The following is a 17,315-nucleotide window of genomic DNA, read 5'->3' on the forward strand; positions in this document are numbered from 1 at the left end:
GGGCCGCCTTCTACACGATGCACCTACTCGGCCGCCAGCATGCCGCCCGCCTGCCGTTCGGCGAGCCGACGGAAATGGCCGTTCGGCCGCCGCATCAGAACGTCGGGCGGCCCGTCCTCCACGATCCGCCCCCGCTCGAAGACGAGGATGCGGTCGAGCCGGGCGACGGTCGACAACCGATGCGCGATGACGAGGGCCGTGCGGCCCTCCATCAAGCGCTCGCTCGCGGCCTGGATCATGGCCTCCGATTCGGAATCGAGGCTCGACGTCGCCTCGTCGAGAACGAGGATCGGCGCATCCGCGAGAAAAGCCCGCGCCAGCGCCACGCGCTGCCGCTCGCCCCCGGAGAGCTTCACGCCCCGCTCGCCGACCATCGTCTCGTAGCCCTCCGGCAAGCCGGCGATGAAGTCGTGCGCGCTCGCCAGACGCGCCGCGTCCTCGATCTGCGCCGCCGTGGCGCCGGGGCGTCCATAGGCGATGTTCTCTGCGAGCGAGCGGTGGAAGAGGATCGGCTCCTGCGGCACGATCGCGATGCCCGCGCGAAGACTCGCCTGCCGAACCGCGGCGATATCCTGCCCGTCGATCCGGATCGCGCCGCCGGTCACATCGTAGAGCCGCTGCACGAGCTTCACGAAGGTCGTCTTGCCCGAGCCGGAATGGCCGACGAGCCCGACGCGCGTTCCAGCGTCGATCGTCACGTCGAAGCCCGTATAGAGGGGCGTCGCGTGACGGCCGTAGTGGAAGTCGACCGCCTCGAAGCGGATCTCGCCCTTCGTCACGACGAGCGGGCGCGCGCCCGGCCGATCCGCGACCTGCGGCTCCACCGCCATCAGAGCGACCAGTTCCTCCGCCTCGTTCACCGCGCGCTGCAGGTTGTTCACATGCATGCCGATGTCGCGGAGATAGCCGTGCACGACGAAATAGGTCGTCAGCACGTAGGTGACGTCGCCGGGGCTGGCCTTGCCGTTCCACCAGAGGAGCAGCGCCGCGCCGGTGACGGCCAGTCTTACCGCCCAGAGAATGGCCGCCTGAAGCGTGCCGCTCCAGGTGTGGCGCATCCAGGTGATTCGCGTCTTGCCGCGCCAGTCGCTGACGGCCGCGCGAAGCCGTTCCGTCTCGCGCTCCTCCGCGCCGAAGGCCTTCACCACCGCGTTGCAGGCGAGCGCATCCGCCAGAACGCCGCCGACACGCGTGTCGAGGCGGTTCGAGATGCGCGAGGCCGGCGCGATGTAGCGCGTGGACAGGAGCACCGTCATGACGACATAGGCGATCGAGCCGACCGCCATGACCACGCCCATGATGGGCCAGTGCCAGGCGAGAAGGCCGACCGTGCCGACGAGGACGACGAGCGAGGGGAGAAGCGCCAGGAGCAGCGTGTCGTGCAGCGTGTCGAGCGACCACATGCCCCGCGTGATCTGCCGAACGATCGAGCCGGAGAAGGCATTGGCATGCCAGTCGGTCGAGAAGTGCTGGACGCGCGCGAAGGCGCGGTCCGCGACGCGCGACATGATGGCCAGCGTCAGGGGCACCACGCAGGCCCAGGCGACATGGCGTAGGAGCACGTAGGCCAGACCGAGACCGGCCATGACGGCGACCGCGGGCCAGGCTTCGGAGAAGGCGGCGTTCCGGTCGGCACCGGCCGTCCCGCCGGCCGTCGCCACCGCATCGATCAGCCGCCCGGCGAAGAGCGGCACGAGAATGTCGGCGAGCGTCGCGGCGACGATGCTCGCGACGAGGATCGCCACCAGCCGCTTCTCAGCGGACCAGTTGCGGACCGTGAACAGGAGAACCGCCCGGATCGCGTCCGAGCGTTTCGAGGTTTCGATGGTCATGATGTCGTCGGCGCGAGCGACGCACCGCCTTCTCGAAGCGCGCGGCGCTCTTGCGCCCGCAACCGCTCAATCGATGGGAGAGCCGATCCCGCGGGATCGGCCGTGGACGGCCTCTGGCGTCAGCCGCGAGAGGCCGAGGGCATGGGATGATCGCAGCGGCGCATCGGCTCGGCGGTCCCAGCGGGGCGGCGGCTGTCAAAACGGTCCATGCGCGCTCCCCTTTCCACGGTTCGAAGACGCTCGGACGGTACGAAAGCCGCGCGGCATTTGCAAGACGAGCGCTACGACGGGCGACGTTGGCCTGCCGGACGGTCCGCCGCCGGATCGGCGGCGGTGCGTTCGCCGCCGTTCCCGCCACATCTGCGCCCCCAGCCGATTGCCTCGCCTGCCCGGCTCGCCTATTGCAATGGCACTTTCCGCCCGCCACCTTATCGGGCTCGCCACCCTCTTCAACACGCCTTTCCGTCAAGGAGGTCCGCCATGACCGAGCGCCATGCCGAGATCCTGATCATCGGCTCCGGCCCGGCCGGCTACACCGCGGCGATCTATGCCGCCCGCGCCATGCTGAAACCGCTGCTCGTCGCCGGTCTGCAGGAGGGCGGTCAGCTCACCATCACGACCGATGTCGAGAACTACCCCGGCTTCGCCGATCCCATCCAGGGACCCTGGCTGATGGAGCAGATGAAGGCGCAGGCGCTTCATGTCGGCGCCGAAATGGCCAACGACCTCATCGTCGAGGCGGACCTCTCGAGCCGGCCGTTCCGCCTGAGGGGCGACAGCGGCACGACCTATACGGCCGACGCGCTGATCATCGCGACGGGCGCGCAGGCCAAGTGGCTCGGCCTTCCCTCCGAGCAGCACTTCCAGGGCTTCGGCGTCTCGGCCTGCGCGACCTGCGACGGCTTCTTCTATCGCGGCAAGGACGTCGTCGTCGTCGGCGGCGGCAACACGGCCGTCGAGGAGGCGCTCTATCTCAGCCACATCGCGAAAACCGTTACCGTCGTCCACCGTCGCGACGCGTTCCGCGGCGAGCGCATCCTGACGAACCGACTGATGGAGAAGGACAACGTCTCCGTCGTCTGGAACGCCGAGATCGACGAGATCACCGGCCGGGACAAGCCGATGAAGTCGGTGACGGGCGTGCGCCTGCGCAACCGGCTGACCGGGGAAACGGAGGAGCGCGCGACGGACGGCGTCTTCATCGCCATCGGTCATGCGCCGGCGGTCGAGCTCTTCCAGGGAACGCTTCGCCAGAAGCCCTCCGGTTATCTGTGGACCGAACCGGGCACGACGCAGACGTCGGTTCCCGGCGTGTTCGCGGCCGGCGACGTCGCGGACGACGTTTATCGCCAGGCAGTGACGGCCGCCGGCCTCGGTTGCATGGCGGCGCTCGAGGCGGAGAAGTGGCTGGCGGCGGAAGCGGCGGGCGAGGCGCGGCAGGCCGCGGAATAGAACGCGGTCCGATCGACGTGGCGTCTCGACATCCCCGCGCCCAGACGTAATTTCGCCTTACTGCGGGGGCGTTGCAGGCCCCATTGGTTTTCGCCGCGCCTTCCTGACGCAGGGAGGGCGTCGCGCCACCGTCGGGTCGAGCGGCCCAGGCTGCGAATGCCGGACTTCCCAGGGATCTGATCATGGACGTCGCCGCGCCCAAAGCCTCCGATCCAACGCCCGACGCGGCGGAGGCACCGGGCCCGCCGAGCGCGCTGTCGCGCCTCTTCGCAATCCTGTCGGCCCATCGACATCTTCTCGGCGTCCTCGCGGCGCTGGCGGTTCTCGGCATCGCCGCCTATGCGCTCGTGAAGATGACGCGCGAGGTGCGCTATGCCGAGGTGGTCGCGGCCTTCGACGCGACGAGCTGGGCCTCCATCGGGCTCGCGGTCGTCTTCACGCTCGTCTCCTTTCTCGGCCTGATCGTCTACGATTTCGGCGCCTTGTCCTATGTCGGACGGCGGCTTCGCATCTCGAGCGTCGCGCCGACGGCGCTCTGCGCCTATGCGGTCGGCAACACGGCCGGCTTCGGGCCGCTCAGCGGCGGCGCGATCCGCTTCCGGGGCTATTCGCGTCTCGGCCTCGGCCCGGAGGAGATCGCCAAGGTCATCGCCTTCGTCACGGTCGCCTTCGGCCTGGGACTGCTGATCGTCGGCTCGCTCGGCATTCTCGTCGACGCCGAGACGGTCGCGCCGCTCCTGTCGATTTCGCCGACGGTGCTCCGGCTCGCCGCGGCGCTCGGCCTCGTCCCGTTGCTCGTGCTCTTCGCGCTCGGCGGACGCACGGTCAGCGTCGGCCGGTTCGGACTGCGGCTTCCCTCGCGCCAGACCGTGCTGCGCCAGGTCGCGGCGACCTTCGTCGACATCACCGCCTCGGCGGCCGTCCTTTACGTGCTGCTGCCGTCCGGCGCGATCGATTTCCTGACCTTTCTCTGCGTCTATTCCGTGGCTCTGGGCATCGGCGTCCTCAGCCATGTCCCCGCCGGGCTCGGCGTCTTCGAGACGGTGATGATCGCGACGCTCGGCGGAACGGTCGAGGTCGACCAGATCCTCGGCGCGCTCGTGCTCTACCGCGTCGTCTACTATCTCCTGCCGCTGCTCGGCGCGGCGATCTTCGTGTCGCTGACCGAGATCCGGGGCGCCGTGAAAAGCCGCGTCGGGCTCGACCTCAAGGCCGCGGGCGGGCGCCTCGCGCCGGCCGTCCTCTCGGCCTTCTCCTTCGTGCTCGGCACGATGCTGATCCTGTCCAGCGTCACGCCGACGCCCGCCGCCCGTCTCGACATCGTGTCGGACTATGTGCCCCTCGCGCTGATAGAGGGCTCCCACTTCCTGGCCAGCCTCGTCGGTCTCGCCATGGTCGTGATGGCGCGTGGCCTCGCCCAGCGCCTCGACGGCGCCTTCGCCGGCACGCTCGCCGCGACGATCCTCGCCGTGGTGATGACGCTCCTCCAGGCCGCCGCCTTCACCGAGGCGACGCTGCTGTCGCTCCTCGCCCTCATGCTCGTCGCCTCGCGCCGCGAGTTCAACCGGCCGGCCTCCATCTTCCGTCAGGTGCTGACGCCGCCCTGGCTCGTCGCCATCGCGACGATCTGCGTCGGGGCCTGCGCGGTGCTGCTCTTCGTCTATCGCGACGTCGCCTACGCACACGATCTCTGGTGGCAGTTCGAGTTCGAATCGGAGGCTCCCCGCTCGCTGCGCGCGCTGCTCGGCGTCGTCATCCTGTCGAGCGTCGTCGCCGTCTGGAGCCTCGTCCGTCCCGCGATCGGCCGCGTCCTTCCCCCGACGCCGGAGATGCTCGCCAAGGCCGAGGCGATCGTCGCCGCCCAGGACGAGGCCGACGGCAATCTCGTTCGGATGGGCGACAAGAGCCTTCTCTTTTCCGAGGACGGGCGCGCCTTCGTCATGTACGGGCGCAAGAACCGCTCGATGATCGCGCTCTTCGATCCGATCGGCCCCCGCGAAGCGTGGCCCGAGCTCGTCTGGCGCTTCATCGAGATGGCGCGCGGCGCCGGTTGCCGCGCGGTGTTCTATCAGGTCTCGCCGCAGGCCCTCTCGCTTTACGCCGACGCCGGCATGCAGGCCTTCCGACTCGGCGAGCTCGCCTCGATCGACCTCGCGCGCTTCGACCTCGCCGGCGGCAAGCGGGCGGGGCTGCGTCAGGCCAAGGCGCGCGCGGCGCGCGACGGCCTCGCCTTCGAACTGATCGCGAAAGCCGGGGTGCCCGCCATCCTGCCGGAGCTCGTTGCGGTTTCGGATCACTGGCTCGACCGCCACAAGGCCAGCGAGAAAGGCTTCTCGCTCGGCGCCTTCGAGGAGGCCTATCTCCTCGCCCAGCCGGTCGCGGTCCTGCGCCGCGAGGGCCGCATCGTCGCCTTCGCCAATCTGATGGTCACCGAAACCCGGTCGGAAGCCTCCATCGACCTCATGCGCTTCCATCCCGACGCGCCGAACGGGGCGATGGACGCGCTCTTCGTCTTCCTCATCGAGCAACTCAAGGCGGACGGCTACCAGCGCTTCAACATGGGCATGGCCCCCTTGTCCGGCATGTCGGGCCGCAAGGTCGCGCCGATCTGGGATCGCGTCGGGACGACCGTCTTCGAGCACGGCGAGCGCTTCTACAACTTCAAGGGCCTTCGGGCCTTCAAGTCGAAGTTCCACCCGCAATGGAGCCCGCGCTACATGACGACGGCCGGCGGCATCAGCCCCGCGCTCGCCCTGATGGACGTGACCCTCCTCATCTCCGGCGGTCTGAAGGGCGTGGTGCAACGATGACGGCCAGCCGCAAGACGCGACGCATTCTCGCAACCGCCCTCGCCGTCCTGGCGCTCGCGCTCTCGCCGGCGGGTGCGCAGGACGAAGCTCCGCCCGCGCCCGACATGGGGTCGATCCCCGCCCCGCGGATCGCCAGACCCTCCGGTCCGGCCAAGGCCTTCGTCGTCCTCCTGTCCGACGCCGCGGGCTGGGGCGCGGCGGAGGACGCGTTGTCGAGGAGCTTGACCGCCGACGGCGTCCTCGTCCTCGGCATCGACCTTCCGAGCTATCTGGCCCGACTGGAACGGATGCCGGAAGACGGCGGCGACTGCGTCTACACCGTCTCCGACATCGAGGCGGCCAGCCAGGAGATCCAGCGCGCCGGTGGCGACGGCCTCTACCATCTGCCGATCGTCGCCGGCTTGGGCGCCGGCGGCGCCATGGCGCTGTCGATCGCCGCGCAGACGCCGAACGCCACGATCGGGCGCACCGTCGCCGTCGATCCCGCCCGCGGCATCGCGCTTTCGAAGGATCTCTGCACGCCCGCGACCCGCGCCAGGAACGGCGACCTCACCGTCTACGGCCTCACCGACGGCGCACTGCCGAACCCGGTGGAGGTCACGTTCACCTCCGCTGCCGACGATGCGATGCGCGCCCATGTCGCCGATCTCGTCGCCGCCCATGACGACATCGCCGTCGAGGACTCCTCCGACACGGGCGCGCAAGCCCTCGCCGCGGCGCTGGCATCGGCCATTCTGACGCCCGCGGAAGACGAACTCGGCCTGCCGCTGACGGTTCTCGAAACAAAGCCGACGATGGACACGATGGCCATCGTCTATTCCGGCGACGGCGGCTGGCGCGATCTCGACAAGGACATCGGCGACGTCTTCCAGGCGGAGGGCCTGCCCACCGTCGGCGTCGATTCGCTGCGCTACTTCTGGTCGGCAAAGACGCCGGAGACGGTCGCGGCCGACCTCTCGCGGATCGTCGAGCTCTTCACCAAGCGCTGGGGCGTGAAGCATGTCGTGCTCGTCGGCTATTCCTTCGGCGCCGACGTGCTGCCGACGGCCTACAACCTCCTGAAGCCGGCCGACCGCGCCAAGGTCGCGGAACTGTCCCTCCTCGCTCTGTCCGACAGCGCGACCTTCCAGATTTCCGTGGCGGGCTGGCTCGGCGTCGGCTCGAGCGACGACGACACGAACACGCGCGAGCTCGCCAAGATCGAGCCCCGACTGGTCCAGTGCTTCTACGGCACCGACGACGAGGACAGCGCCTGCGCCTCGCTGAAAACGACGGGGATCGAGGTGGTGGCCACGACCGGCGGCCACCACTTCGACGGGGACTACGCGGCCCTCGCCCACCGCATCATCGCCGGCCTGAAGACACGCCTCGATCCCGCTTCGGCCGCATCCAAGCCCTGATCGCGTGGCCTTGTCGCGGAAAGCGCAGCCGCATGCGGGAACGCCTTGATCCCGCGCCACGAATGCGATCTACGCTGAAGGCAGGGCGATCGCACGACGTTCGGTCCGCGCAACGACGCTGCGGACGGATCGACCACCGGGGACGGACGGATGGCACTCGACTGGGACAAGCTGCGCATCTTTCACGCAGCGGCCGAAGCTGGCTCCTTCACCCATGCAGCCGACGTCCTCAACCTCAGCCAGTCCGCGATCTCCCGGCAGGTCGCCTCGCTGGAGCAGGAGATCGGCGCGCCGCTCTTCCATCGCCATGCGCGCGGGCTGGTCCTGTCCGAGCAGGGCGAACTCCTCTTCCAGACGGCCGCCGACGTCCTGAAGCGCCTCGAAATGGTGCGGGCCCAGCTGACCGAGACGCGGGAGAAGCCGACCGGCAAGCTGCGCGTCACGACCACCGTCGGCCTCGGCTCCGGCTGGCTGACCGAACGCGCCAAGGAGTTCCTCGAGCTCTATCCCGAGCTGGAACTGCAGCTGGTCTTCGACAACGAGGAGATCGACCTCACCATGCGCAAGGCGGATGCCGCGATCCGTCTGCGCCAGCCGCAGCAGCCGGACCTCATCCAGCGCCGCCTCTTCACGGTCCATCTCCACGTCTATGCCGCGCCGTCCTATCTCGCGCGCTTCGGAACGCCCGAGACGATCGGCGATCTCGACCAGCATCGGCTGATCACCTTCGGCGAACCCGCCCCGCCCTATCTGCGCAATCTCAACACGCTGGAAACGGTGGGCCTGCCCGACGGGCAGACGCGCCAGACGATCCTCCAGATCAACAATCTCATGTCGATCAAGTCGGCGATCGAGCGCGGCATCGGCGTCGGCCTCCTTCCGGACTACATGATCGACAAGCAGTCGAAGCTCGTCCAGGTCCTGCCCGAGATGGAGATGCCGACCTTCGACACCTATCTCTGCTACCCCGAACAGCTCCGCAACGCCGCCAAGCTGAAGGTTTTCAGGGACTTCCTCATCTCCAAGGCCCGCACCTGGTCCTTCTGAAGCCCGCCTCCCGAGGGAACTTCGAACGACCGGGCACCGGCTGCGCCTCAGGAAGACACCGTTGCGGAGCACGCCGCGCGGCGGTCTATCCAGACGATTTCAGATGCGGAGCAAACGGGCAGTCCGCTTGCCGGCTCACAATTTATGCGCTGTGCGCATGGCAGCCATGCAACCCGCTGGATGGTCAGCCGTTCATATCCTGTTAACTTCCAGGCAGTCAGGCAGCGGGACGGCACCTCCTCCCACCGAAGCGCTCCCGACCGTTTCCTCCCAAGGGATTGCCTGTAAGGGCGCACTTTCAAGCCGGGTTCTTTTGAACTCGGCTTTTTTCTTTTGGGTGCGGCGATGCGGATGCCGGGGAAGCGTTCGAGACCCGCCGCTTTCGTTTGCGCAGAGCAACGCTCGGTGACGCCGGCGCAATCTTCGAAAGCTACGCGGCAGATCACGCCGTGACGCGACACCTCGGCTGGATCCCGCATAAGGACCGGTCGGAGACGACGCTGTTCCTCAACAAGGTCACCGAGGAATGGACCACCAGCCGCGGCTTCCCGCTGGTCGTCTTTTCTCACTCCGACCCTGCCGACCTCGTCGGAATGTTCCGTGCGCATGCCGGCGGCTTCAAGGTGAATGATGGATACGTCCTCGCCAGCCGAGCGTGGGGCAAGGGATGCGCGAGCGAGATCCTTGGGTGGCTCGTCGAGCGCGCTTTGGCGCACCCGGCCATCTATCGAGCGGAGGCCTTCTGCGACGTCGACCATCTCGCGTCCGCACGCGTCATGGAGAAGGCCGGGATGATCCGCGAAGGACGTCTCGCCCGCTACGTCGTCCATCCCAGCATCTCGGATACGCCGAGAGACTGCTTCATGTATGCGCGAGTGCTATGAGGTCGACGGCGTGGAACGGTCACGCCGCAGCCCTCATCGATGAGCGTTGACATAGGCCTTCAGCACGTCCTGCATCTTCGTCAGATGTCCTTTGCCCTGCAGCTTGAAGAATTCGAAGACATCGGGATCGAGCTTCAGATGCACGGATTTCGTGGGCTTCTTCGGAGAAGACGACATGGCCGCAGCCCAAAAGTGCGGACCGAGACTGTCCTGCGGTGCCGCCGACGGATCGTGAAACAGTTCACCCGCTTCCCTCTTCGCCTTGATCTCCTCGAGCGATGCCCGCCTGATAGATGGCGCGGTCATTGCGACCTCCCTTCCATGCCGTGATGAGGCGTACGGTATCGTTTCTCGACACATGCACGACGACGAAACACTCGTCCCCGACGAGCCCCAGCGATATCAGGCGCTCTTCGCCATAGTCGTTGCGATCGTCAACGCGCGTGAGCACGACGCCCTCGAAGATGCCCGCCGCGTACAGAATATCGACCCTGCGTTCGGCGATGACCTTCAATCGCTTGGTCTCGTCCCATTCGAACTCCATCTCGTGAGCCCTTTGAGACAAGCTCTCGCAAAATCGGGTCGTTTTCGCAGCAGACCGCTCTTACAGCATATACACGAAAAGTGTACACGACATCAAGCAACGGCACGAATCGCCTTTCCCGATCGATATCCTTCGATCTGAGACGAGGACCGCTCCTCGCCGATGCCCCTCACGCCCGCAACCGAACCTCGTAATGCTCCCGCCGCCAGTCCGCCGGCTCAGCTTCGGCCTCGGCGAACCAGCGCTTCATCAGCGGATGGTCGTGGACCGCCGCGACGTAGCCTTGCGCTGCCGCCGGAACCTCCAGGCTCCAGGTGCGCATGCGCGTCGCGACGGGCGCGAACATGGCGTCGGCGACGCCCATCTCCGCGCCGTGCAGGAACGGGCCGGCGCTCGCGGCGAGCAGTTCCGCCCAAAGGGCGCAGATGCGAGCGATGTCGGCGCTGGCCTCGTCGTTGGCGTTGGCGTCGCGTGCCGACAGCGGCGCGATCGATCCCATGATGCAGGGGAAGCTGCGGCGCAGCGCGGAAAAGCCCGAATGCATCTCGGCCGAGGCGCTGCGCAGGAGCGCGCGGTGGACGCGGTCGGCCGGCCAGAGCGCCGGCGCGATCTCCGCGCAATATTCGGCGATGGCGAGACTGTCCCAGACCCGCGCGCCGTCATGTTCCAGATAGGGCACGAAGCCGGCGGGCGTCTTCGCCTTGACCTCGGCCGTGGCCCCGCCCGCAAGCGGGATCGTCTCGACGGCGACGTCGAGACCCGCCAGCTGCACCGCGAGCCAGCCGCGCAGGCTCCACGAGGAGTAGCGCCGCGTGCCGATGAAGAGCGTTCCGTCCGCCATGGCTCCGCTCCCGGTCAGGCGTCGAGGCTGGCGCAGAAGCGCTGGATGCGCGAGCAGGCGTCCTCGAGCAGCGCTTCCGACGTCGCGTAGGAGATGCGGAAGTTCGGGCCAAGGCCAAAGGCCGAGCCCTGCACGACCGCGACGCCTTCCTGCTCCAGAAGCTCCGACACGAAGTCCGCGTCGGTCAGGATGCGCTTGCCGCTCTTCGTCGTCTTGCCGATCAGGCCCTCGCAGGAGGGATAGACGTAGAACGCGCCTTCGGGCGTCGGGCACTTGATGCCGGTCGCCTGGTTCAGCATGGAAACGACGAGATCGCGCCTTCCCTCGAAGATCTGGCGGTTCTTCGGGATGAAGTCCTGCGTGCCGTTCAGCGCCTCGACGGCCGCCCATTGCGCAATGGAGCAGGCGCCGGACGTCTGCTGGCCCTGGATCATGTCCATCGCCTTGATCAGCGGCAGCGGGCCGCCGGCATAGCCGATGCGCCAGCCGGTCATCGCATAGGCCTTGGAGACGCCGTTGATCGTCAGCGTGCGGTCGTAGAGGCCGGGCTCGATCTCGGCCGGCGTCGTGAAGGTGAAGTCGCCGTAGACGAGGTGCTCGTACATGTCGTCCGTCATCACCCACACGTGCGGATGCCGCATCAGGACGTCCGTCAGTCCCTTCAGCTCGTCGCGCGTGTAGGCCGCGCCCGAGGGGTTGGAGGGCGAGTTGAAGAGGAACCACTTGGTGCGCGGCGTGATCGCGCGCTCCAGCGCCTCCGGCGTCAGCTTGAAGTCGCTCTCGATCCCGGCCTCGATGAAGACGGGCGTGCCGCCGCAGATGGCGACCATCTCGGGATAGCTGACCCAGTAGGGTGCGGGAATCACGACCTCGTCGCCGGGATTCATCGTCGCCATGAAGGCGTTGAAGAGCACCTGCTTGCCCCCCGTGCCGACGATGGTCTGCGCGGCGGAATAGTCGAGATTGTTCTCGCGCTTGAACTTCTTCGCGATCGCCTCGCGCAGCTGCGGAATGCCGGAAACCGGCGTGTACTTGGTCTCGCCGCGCCGGATCGCGTCGATGGCCGCGGCCTTGATGTTGTCGGGCGTGTCGAAGTCCGGCTCGCCGGCGCCGAGCCCGATCACGTCGCGGCCGGCCGCCTTCAGCTCGCGCGCCTTCTGGCTGACGGCGATCGTCGCCGAGGGCTTCACGCGGTCGAGGATGTCGGCGAGGAAGGCCATTCGATCATGCTCCGGAACAGGCTTGAAGGCGGGAGCCGGGCGGTCGCATCGGGCCCGGCGAAAAGCGGGCGGACACTAGGCCCCGCCCCCCCGGCTTGCAAGACGCGGGACCGCCCGGGATCATCAATAAAGCTGATGCCTGCGATGAAGGTTTTTGCGTGGACGCAAAGCCTGCGGCGGGCCACGCTCGGCGCGACGCAGCGACGAGACGAGCGGAACGCCCCGATGATCACGATCTACGGCATGCAGGACAGCGGCAACTGCTACAAGCCGCGCCTTCTCTGCGCCCTCGCCGGCATCGCGTTCCGGCATGTCGAGGTGTCGATGCTCGACGGCGGCACGAAGCGGCCGGACTTTCTCGCCATGAACCCCGTCGGGCAGGTCCCGCTTCTCGAACTCGAGGACGGACGGCGCCTGGCCGAGTCGGACGCCATCCTCTGGCATCTCGGAGAGACCACGCCCTTCGTGCCGGCCGATCCGTTCGAAAAGTCCCAGATGCTCCAGTGGATGTTCTTCGAGCAGAACGGCCACGAGATGCACGTCGCGGGACGCCGCTCGCTTCTCGTCTATCCCGAGCGCCGGGCGAGCGCGACGCCGGAGCGACTGGAGGTGGCGCTCCAGAGGGGAACCTCGGCCCTCGCCGTGATGGAGGCGCATCTGGAGACGCGGCGCTTCTTCGTCGGAGAGACGCCCAGCCTCGCCGACATCGCCCTCTTCGCCTACACGCATGTCGCCGACGAGGGCGGCTTCGATCTCGACGCCCTTCCCGCCGTCACGGCCTGGCTGACGCGGATCGTCGAACTCCCCGGCTTCCGGCCGATGTCGTGGCTGCCGGAGGGATGAAGCTTCGCCGCCGGCCGCAGGGCGTCCCCGCGTCCCGTCTGCGTGCGAGGGGTCGCGCGATGCCGGGGTCGCCGCCTTCATTCACCGGCTCAGCCCTGTTAGACGAAGCGACCCGCATGCGAAGGTCCCGTCCATGTCCCGCCTGTCCGCCAATCTCCTTCTCCTTCTGGCCGGCGCCGTCTGGGGGATGGGGTTCGTCGCGCAGTCCAGCGCCATGTCCGACCTCGGCCCCTGGTCCTACACGGCCGGACGCTTCCTCCTCGCGGCGCTGACGCTCCTGCCCTTCGCGATCTGGGAGGGGCGCCGTGCGCCGCGCCGGCTTTCGGGCTCCGAGCTCGGCGGCTTCGCTGCGATCGGCGTAATGCTCTTCCTCGGCTCGATGCTGCAGCAGGTCGGGATCCTCCACACGACGGTGACCAATTCCGGCTTTCTCACCGGCCTCTACGTCGTGTTGACGCCGATCTTCGGCTTTCTCGTCCTGCGCAGCGTTCCCCATTGGGTGATCTGGCCGGCCGCCGCGCTGGCGCTGTTCGGCATTCTCCTCACCGGCGGCGGCTCGCTCGCGCGGATCGGCGTCGGCGATGGGCTGACCATCGCGGCGGCCGCCGGCTTCGCCTTGCAGATCTTGCTCATCGGCCGCTTCGTGGCATCGTCGGGCCGGCCGCTCACGCTGAGCTGTCTGCAGTTCGCCACCGTCTCGCTCCTGGCGGCGGTCGGCATGGTCGCGCTGGAGAGCCCGACCCTCGTCCAGTTCCAGGCGGTCTGGCCGCAGACGGTCTATGGCGGCGTCGTGTCGGCTGGATTCGCCTTCACCCTCCAGATCCTCGCCCAGCGCTACACGACCGCCCCGCAGGCTGCGATCTTCCTGTCCTCGGAGGCGCTCTTCGCCGCGCTCTTCGGCGCGCTTCTGCTCGGCGAACGCATTCCGCCGATCGGCTTCCTCGGCTGCGCGCTGATCTTCGCGGCGATGATCGCCGTCGAGATCGTGCCCCAGATGGGACGACGCGGCGGGCCTTCCTCCAGGCATGCCGCGGCCTCTGCCGAGGCGACGGGGCTCGAAGCCTCCGCTTTCCCGAACCAAAGGCCTTCTCCATGAGCGACACCGGCCCCCTGAGCGACAGCGGAGACGACGGCCCCAAGGGCGAGCTCACCATGCGTCTTCTCGCCATGCCCGCCGACGCCAACGCGGCCGGCGACATCTTCGGCGGCTGGGTCGTCTCGCAGATGGATCTCGCCGCGGCGATCTGCGCCGCGGACCGCTCGCGCAGCCGCGTCGCGACGGTGGCGATCAACACGCTGGTCTTCCGCAAGCCGGTGAAGATCGGCGACACGCTCTCCGTCTACACCTCGATCCAGCGGGTCGGGCGCACGTCGATCACCGTCCTCATCGAGGCCTGGGCGCAGCGCTACCAGACGCAGAACCAGGTCAAGGTCACCGAAGGCGTCTTCGTCATGGTCGCGCTCGACGCCGCGGGCGAGCCGGTCGCCGTGCCGGCCGAGATCTGACGGCAGGCTCGCAAGACGAGGGGCGGCCGCTCGGGACCGCCCATCGCATCGGCGTCGTCAGTTCGCGGGCGCCGGCGGCGGCGCATCCGCGCCGGGAACCGGCATCGGCGCGTCGTTCGGAACGGGCGGCGTCATGAGATCGCCGGGCGCGGGCGGCGGAACCATCGCCGCGGCCGGCGGCCTCGCGGCGGGCCCCCCGTTCGACGTGCCGACGATGTCGATCAACGGACGGCTCGCCTCGATGCACGGGGCGATCCCCTCCATCCCGCATTCCACGACGACCATCCGGTCGCCGAACATCAGGTGGAAGCTCGCGCCGTCGCGCCCGCCCGGCCCCCGGCCGTGCGGCCCGCCGCGCGGTCCCTTGTCGCCCGCCGCCCTTTCGCGCTCCATCTTGCCGCCCGGCGGCGGCGGCGGCGGCGGCGACGGCATATCGCCCTGCATGGCGGGCGAGTCCCCCGGCGGCGGCGGCGGCGGCGTCTGGGCGAGGACGGTCCCGGTCGAAACGGCGAGGATCGCCGCGGTGAAGGCAAGGCGCAGGGTCATGACGAGGTCCAGCTCTAGCGCATCGGACTGATGCGGTCGCCCTCTCAACCCCGCCTTGCGCCCACCCGTTCCCGGCTGCCGCCCATCACGATCACTTGCACCCCATTAAGATCACTTGCACACGGTGTTGCGGCGCTGCTTGGCATCGAGATGGAGATGATCGGCATGGGCCCGGTTGTAGCCGGGTCCGAGCACCGTCCCGAAATACTCGCAGGCGCTCTTGCGCACCGCGCCCTGGAACGCCTTCTCGCGGAAGTCGAAGAAGCCCTTCTTCTCCACCGGCATCACCGATCCGTCCGCGAACTTGAAGCCGGCGACGTCCAGCGCGTTGCCGCTGGCATGCTCGCTGATCGAGCGCGATCCCGCGATCCGCGAGCAGCGGTAGGACGAGGCGTTGATCACGGCCGTCGGGCGCTTCAGGAGCTTCCAGCGCGCGGCCGGCTGCACCTCGTCGCGCATCCATTCCGCGACGCGCAGCGCGGCCGCGCAGTTCAGCGTGGCGGCGGGGCGCATGGCGACGCCCGAGGCGATCTCGGTGATCTTCACGGGATGATCGATGCCGCAGCTCCGGCTCCGGCGGATGGAACTGGCGTCGGTGAAGCGAACGCCGAGCTTGGCGAGCTCGCGTCGGCACATCGTCTCGGCCACGGGCATCGGCTCGTAGCCGCTTGGCGTATCATCCTCCAGCGCGCCGCGTCCGGGCAGATCGGTCGGGCTGGTCATGCGGCGGGGCGGCGCCATCCGCTGGAGTTCGGCGAAGCTCGGCCGCGCGCGGCGCTCCAGGCGTTCGGGAGCGGCGCGGCGCGGCGGCGCGCTCGCGCCCGGCGTCACGTCGGTCAGTCCGGCCCAGGGATCTTCGCCCGGCTGTTCTAAGAGACCATCCTTTGCCGGCCGCGCGTCGTCCGGCACGTCCCTCGCCGCCCCGAGCGGAGCCAGGGACGCTTCCTCGACCGGCGGCAGGGCGCCCGCGGCATCCTCGCCGGTCTCGGCCTTGCCCAGCACCTTCGGCGTGTAGAGCTTCACATGGCCGTCGCCGTCCTCCGGCTCCGGTTCGGCCTCGGGCGCGATCTCGATCTCGGCATCCGCGCCCATCGCGGCCGGCGCGACCGAAACCGGCAGCGGCTCGACGCCCTCGACGCCGTCCGAGAGTCCATCGCCGAGAGCGGACGGATCGAGATCGGGTTCCATCGGGGGCTGGTAGCTCGGTTCGGCCGGCGCATAGGCCGACGGGCTCGGCACGTAGACGGAGGCCTTGCCCGGCTGCGGCGCCTGGGGCACGGGCCCGCCCCACATCAGCTTCGCGCCGTTCGGCAGGACCGCCACGGGCGCTGTCCCGCCGGTGTCCATCGCATCGGCCGAGAAGATGCCCGCCACCGCCATACACGCGGCGGCGGGCAAGGTCAGGCGCCATCCACGACTCGAAAACACCATCGGATGGCTCTCCTCATCCGCGAAACGCGAGCGGATGATCGAGACCCTAGACGAGGATGGTTAAGAGCTTCTGACAGGGCGACGCGAACCCGGCACCATGGGCTGGAGGAACGCCGGCCGTGCCGGCGGCTCCGGTCCAAGCATCCCGATCCCGATCGCTGCTGCCTTGCGGACCACCGGACGGGCTGACGGAAAAAGGCGAAAACGCGCCTTGCCAAAGGCCTGACGCGTTTATAACCTCAGATTGCATTTAAAACATTTCAGCAACCTTGGAGGGTTTGGACTTGGCTCTTGATCCCGTTCTCTACTGGAATTCCGTCGCGCTCGAAGCGCATCGCCGGGATTACACGTTCGACGACGCCTTCGGCGACGACGAGGCTGGCACGGCGATGGACCGGCAGAGCCTCGAACCCCAGCAGGGCGGGCCGACCCGCACCTCGCGCGCGCTCGCGATCGTCCACCTCGCGATCTTCGACGCCTTCCATGCGGTGAAGCCGATCGCGGTCGGCGGCCGGACGGTCAGCCCCTATCTGCCGAACCTGCCGGCACCGCCGGTTCCGGCCTCCCTCGACGCGGCCTTCGCGGATGCCGCCGTTGCCGGGGCCGCGTCGGTGACGATCCAGCACCTCTTCGGCGGCCGGACCGTCGACCCCGCGCTGAAGGAGTTCGAACTGTCCCATCTCCAGCAGGGGACCAGCCTGGCCAGCCTGAAGGGCGGTCTCGAATTCGGCGCGATCGTCGGGCGGCTCCATCTCGATTGCCCGCGCGAACGACAAGTCCGACAGGCGCGACGGAACATCGCGAAATCCGGCCTATCGCGAGCGCGGCATCAACGGAGCCTTTCGCCAGGACCCCTTCGCGGGGAGAACGGTCCAGCCGGCCCTCGGCCCCTTCTGGGGCGAGGTCACGCCGTTCGGCGGCTATCCGAGCGACGTCATCACCACCTGGTTCCAGCCGCC

16 protein-coding genes are annotated in these 17,315 nt (G+C 68.5%); 8 read left to right on the forward strand and 8 right to left on the reverse strand.

Annotation, left to right across the window (positions count from 1 at the left end):
* Positions 1–23 precede the first annotated feature (23 nt).
* Positions 24–1,832, reverse strand: coding sequence for an ABC transporter ATP-binding protein (locus tag ASG43_RS16575; protein WP_056507522.1), 1,809 nt, complete (start codon positions 1,830–1,832; stop codon positions 24–26).
* 480 nt (positions 1,833–2,312) lie between these two features.
* Here ASG43_RS16575 and trxB point away from each other — a divergent pair, with 480 nt between their 5' ends.
* From trxB to ASG43_RS16600, 5 genes are all read left to right on the forward strand, one after another.
* Complete coding sequence (trxB, locus tag ASG43_RS16580) at positions 2,313–3,284, forward strand: thioredoxin-disulfide reductase (RefSeq protein WP_056507524.1); 972 nt, start codon at positions 2,313–2,315, stop codon at positions 3,282–3,284.
* A gap of 182 nt (positions 3,285–3,466) precedes the next feature.
* A complete protein-coding gene (gene mprF / locus ASG43_RS16585; protein WP_082490999.1) occupies positions 3,467–6,094 on the forward strand; it encodes a bifunctional lysylphosphatidylglycerol flippase/synthetase MprF in 2,628 nt (875 codons plus the stop codon).
* Positions 6,091–7,494, forward strand: coding sequence for an AcvB/VirJ family lysyl-phosphatidylglycerol hydrolase (locus tag ASG43_RS16590; protein ID WP_056507525.1), 1,404 nt, complete (start codon positions 6,091–6,093; stop codon positions 7,492–7,494). Before mprF ends, ASG43_RS16590 begins: the two co-directional genes overlap by 4 nt.
* A 150-nt stretch (positions 7,495–7,644) precedes the next feature.
* Positions 7,645–8,541, forward strand: a complete 897-nt coding sequence (locus tag ASG43_RS16595; RefSeq protein ID WP_056507527.1) for a LysR family transcriptional regulator — start codon at positions 7,645–7,647, stop codon at positions 8,539–8,541.
* A 386-nt stretch (positions 8,542–8,927) separates the two neighbouring features.
* Positions 8,928–9,425 carry a GNAT family N-acetyltransferase gene (locus ASG43_RS16600; RefSeq protein ID WP_056507529.1) on the forward strand — a complete coding sequence of 166 codons (498 nt, stop codon included), beginning with the start codon at positions 8,928–8,930 and terminating at the stop codon, positions 9,423–9,425.
* A 33-nt stretch (positions 9,426–9,458) separates the two neighbouring features.
* Here ASG43_RS16600 and ASG43_RS23765 read toward each other — a convergent pair whose 3' ends face one another.
* The 4 genes from ASG43_RS23765 to ASG43_RS16615 form a co-directional block, all read right to left on the reverse strand.
* A complete protein-coding gene (locus ASG43_RS23765; protein WP_348271088.1) occupies positions 9,459–9,785 on the reverse strand; it encodes a BrnA antitoxin family protein in 327 nt (108 codons plus the stop codon).
* Positions 9,667–9,969 (reverse strand): BrnT family toxin, encoded by a 303-nt coding sequence (locus tag ASG43_RS16605; protein WP_056507531.1) that lies wholly within the window; start codon positions 9,967–9,969, stop codon positions 9,667–9,669. The genes ASG43_RS23765 and ASG43_RS16605 overlap by 119 nt, the downstream gene beginning before the upstream one ends.
* A gap of 169 nt (positions 9,970–10,138) precedes the next feature.
* Positions 10,139–10,810, reverse strand: coding sequence for a glutathione S-transferase N-terminal domain-containing protein (locus ASG43_RS16610; protein WP_056507533.1), 672 nt, complete (start codon positions 10,808–10,810; stop codon positions 10,139–10,141).
* A gap of 14 nt (positions 10,811–10,824) precedes the next feature.
* Entirely contained in the window at positions 10,825–12,030 is a 1,206-nt protein-coding gene (locus ASG43_RS16615; RefSeq protein WP_056507535.1) for a pyridoxal phosphate-dependent aminotransferase, read from the reverse strand.
* A gap of 225 nt (positions 12,031–12,255) precedes the next feature.
* On the opposite strand from ASG43_RS16615, the gene ASG43_RS16620 reads away from it, so the two are divergent.
* From ASG43_RS16620 to ASG43_RS16630, 3 genes are all read left to right on the forward strand, one after another.
* Positions 12,256–12,873 carry a glutathione S-transferase family protein gene (locus ASG43_RS16620; RefSeq protein ID WP_056507867.1) on the forward strand — a complete coding sequence of 206 codons (618 nt, stop codon included), beginning with the start codon at positions 12,256–12,258 and terminating at the stop codon, positions 12,871–12,873.
* Between the two features lie 133 nt (positions 12,874–13,006).
* On the forward strand, positions 13,007–13,969 hold the full coding sequence (locus ASG43_RS16625; protein WP_056507537.1) for a DMT family transporter: 963 nt from the start codon (positions 13,007–13,009) through the stop codon (positions 13,967–13,969).
* Complete coding sequence (locus tag ASG43_RS16630) at positions 13,966–14,379, forward strand: acyl-CoA thioesterase (protein ID WP_056507538.1); 414 nt, start codon at positions 13,966–13,968, stop codon at positions 14,377–14,379. Before ASG43_RS16625 ends, ASG43_RS16630 begins: the two co-directional genes overlap by 4 nt.
* A 57-nt stretch (positions 14,380–14,436) precedes the next feature.
* Here ASG43_RS16630 and ASG43_RS16635 read toward each other — a convergent pair whose 3' ends face one another.
* The 3 genes from ASG43_RS16635 to ASG43_RS23620 all read right to left on the reverse strand — a co-directional run bounded on the left by ASG43_RS16635 (position 14,437) and on the right by ASG43_RS23620 (position 17,108).
* Positions 14,437–14,925: a hypothetical protein gene (locus tag ASG43_RS16635; RefSeq protein WP_056507540.1), complete on the reverse strand. Its 489-nt coding sequence runs from the start codon at positions 14,923–14,925 to the stop codon at positions 14,437–14,439.
* A gap of 111 nt (positions 14,926–15,036) precedes the next feature.
* Complete coding sequence (locus ASG43_RS16640) at positions 15,037–16,356, reverse strand: extensin family protein (protein ID WP_244488137.1); 1,320 nt, start codon at positions 16,354–16,356, stop codon at positions 15,037–15,039.
* Positions 16,357–16,616: 260 nt separating this feature from the next.
* Entirely contained in the window at positions 16,617–17,108 is a 492-nt protein-coding gene (locus ASG43_RS23620) for a hypothetical protein (RefSeq protein ID WP_156386751.1), read from the reverse strand.
* Between the last annotated feature and the right edge of the window lie 207 nt (positions 17,109–17,315).

The sequence above is a fragment of the Aureimonas sp. Leaf454 genome (assembly GCF_001424685.1).
Classification (GTDB): Bacteria; Pseudomonadota; Alphaproteobacteria; order Rhizobiales; family Rhizobiaceae; genus Plantimonas.

Coding starts and splice junctions, on each gene's coding strand:
- ASG43_RS16605 (WP_056507531.1), bottom strand. CDS start 9,969: ATGGAGTTCGAATGGGACGAGACCAAGCGATTGAAGGTCATCGCCGAA.
- ASG43_RS16615 (WP_056507535.1), bottom strand. CDS start 12,030: ATGGCCTTCCTCGCCGACATCCTCGACCGCGTGAAGCCCTCGGCGACG.
- ASG43_RS23620 (WP_156386751.1), bottom strand. CDS start 17,108: ATGGAGCCGCCCGACGATCGCGCCGAATTCGAGACCGCCCTTCAGGCT.
- ASG43_RS16595 (WP_056507527.1), top strand. CDS start 7,645: ATGGCACTCGACTGGGACAAGCTGCGCATCTTTCACGCAGCGGCCGAA.
- ASG43_RS16575 (WP_056507522.1), bottom strand. CDS start 1,832: ATGACCATCGAAACCTCGAAACGCTCGGACGCGATCCGGGCGGTTCTC.
- ASG43_RS16640 (WP_244488137.1), bottom strand. CDS start 16,356: ATGGTGTTTTCGAGTCGTGGATGGCGCCTGACCTTGCCCGCCGCCGCG.
- ASG43_RS23765 (WP_348271088.1), bottom strand. CDS start 9,785: ATGTGTCGAGAAACGATACCGTACGCCTCATCACGGCATGGAAGGGAG.
- mprF (WP_082490999.1), top strand. CDS start 3,467: ATGGACGTCGCCGCGCCCAAAGCCTCCGATCCAACGCCCGACGCGGCG.
- ASG43_RS16620 (WP_056507867.1), top strand. CDS start 12,256: ATGATCACGATCTACGGCATGCAGGACAGCGGCAACTGCTACAAGCCG.
- trxB (WP_056507524.1), top strand. CDS start 2,313: ATGACCGAGCGCCATGCCGAGATCCTGATCATCGGCTCCGGCCCGGCC.
- ASG43_RS16635 (WP_056507540.1), bottom strand. CDS start 14,925: ATGACCCTGCGCCTTGCCTTCACCGCGGCGATCCTCGCCGTTTCGACC.
- ASG43_RS16630 (WP_056507538.1), top strand. CDS start 13,966: ATGAGCGACACCGGCCCCCTGAGCGACAGCGGAGACGACGGCCCCAAG.
- ASG43_RS16610 (WP_056507533.1), bottom strand. CDS start 10,810: ATGGCGGACGGAACGCTCTTCATCGGCACGCGGCGCTACTCCTCGTGG.
- ASG43_RS16590 (WP_056507525.1), top strand. CDS start 6,091: ATGACGGCCAGCCGCAAGACGCGACGCATTCTCGCAACCGCCCTCGCC.
- ASG43_RS16625 (WP_056507537.1), top strand. CDS start 13,007: ATGTCCCGCCTGTCCGCCAATCTCCTTCTCCTTCTGGCCGGCGCCGTC.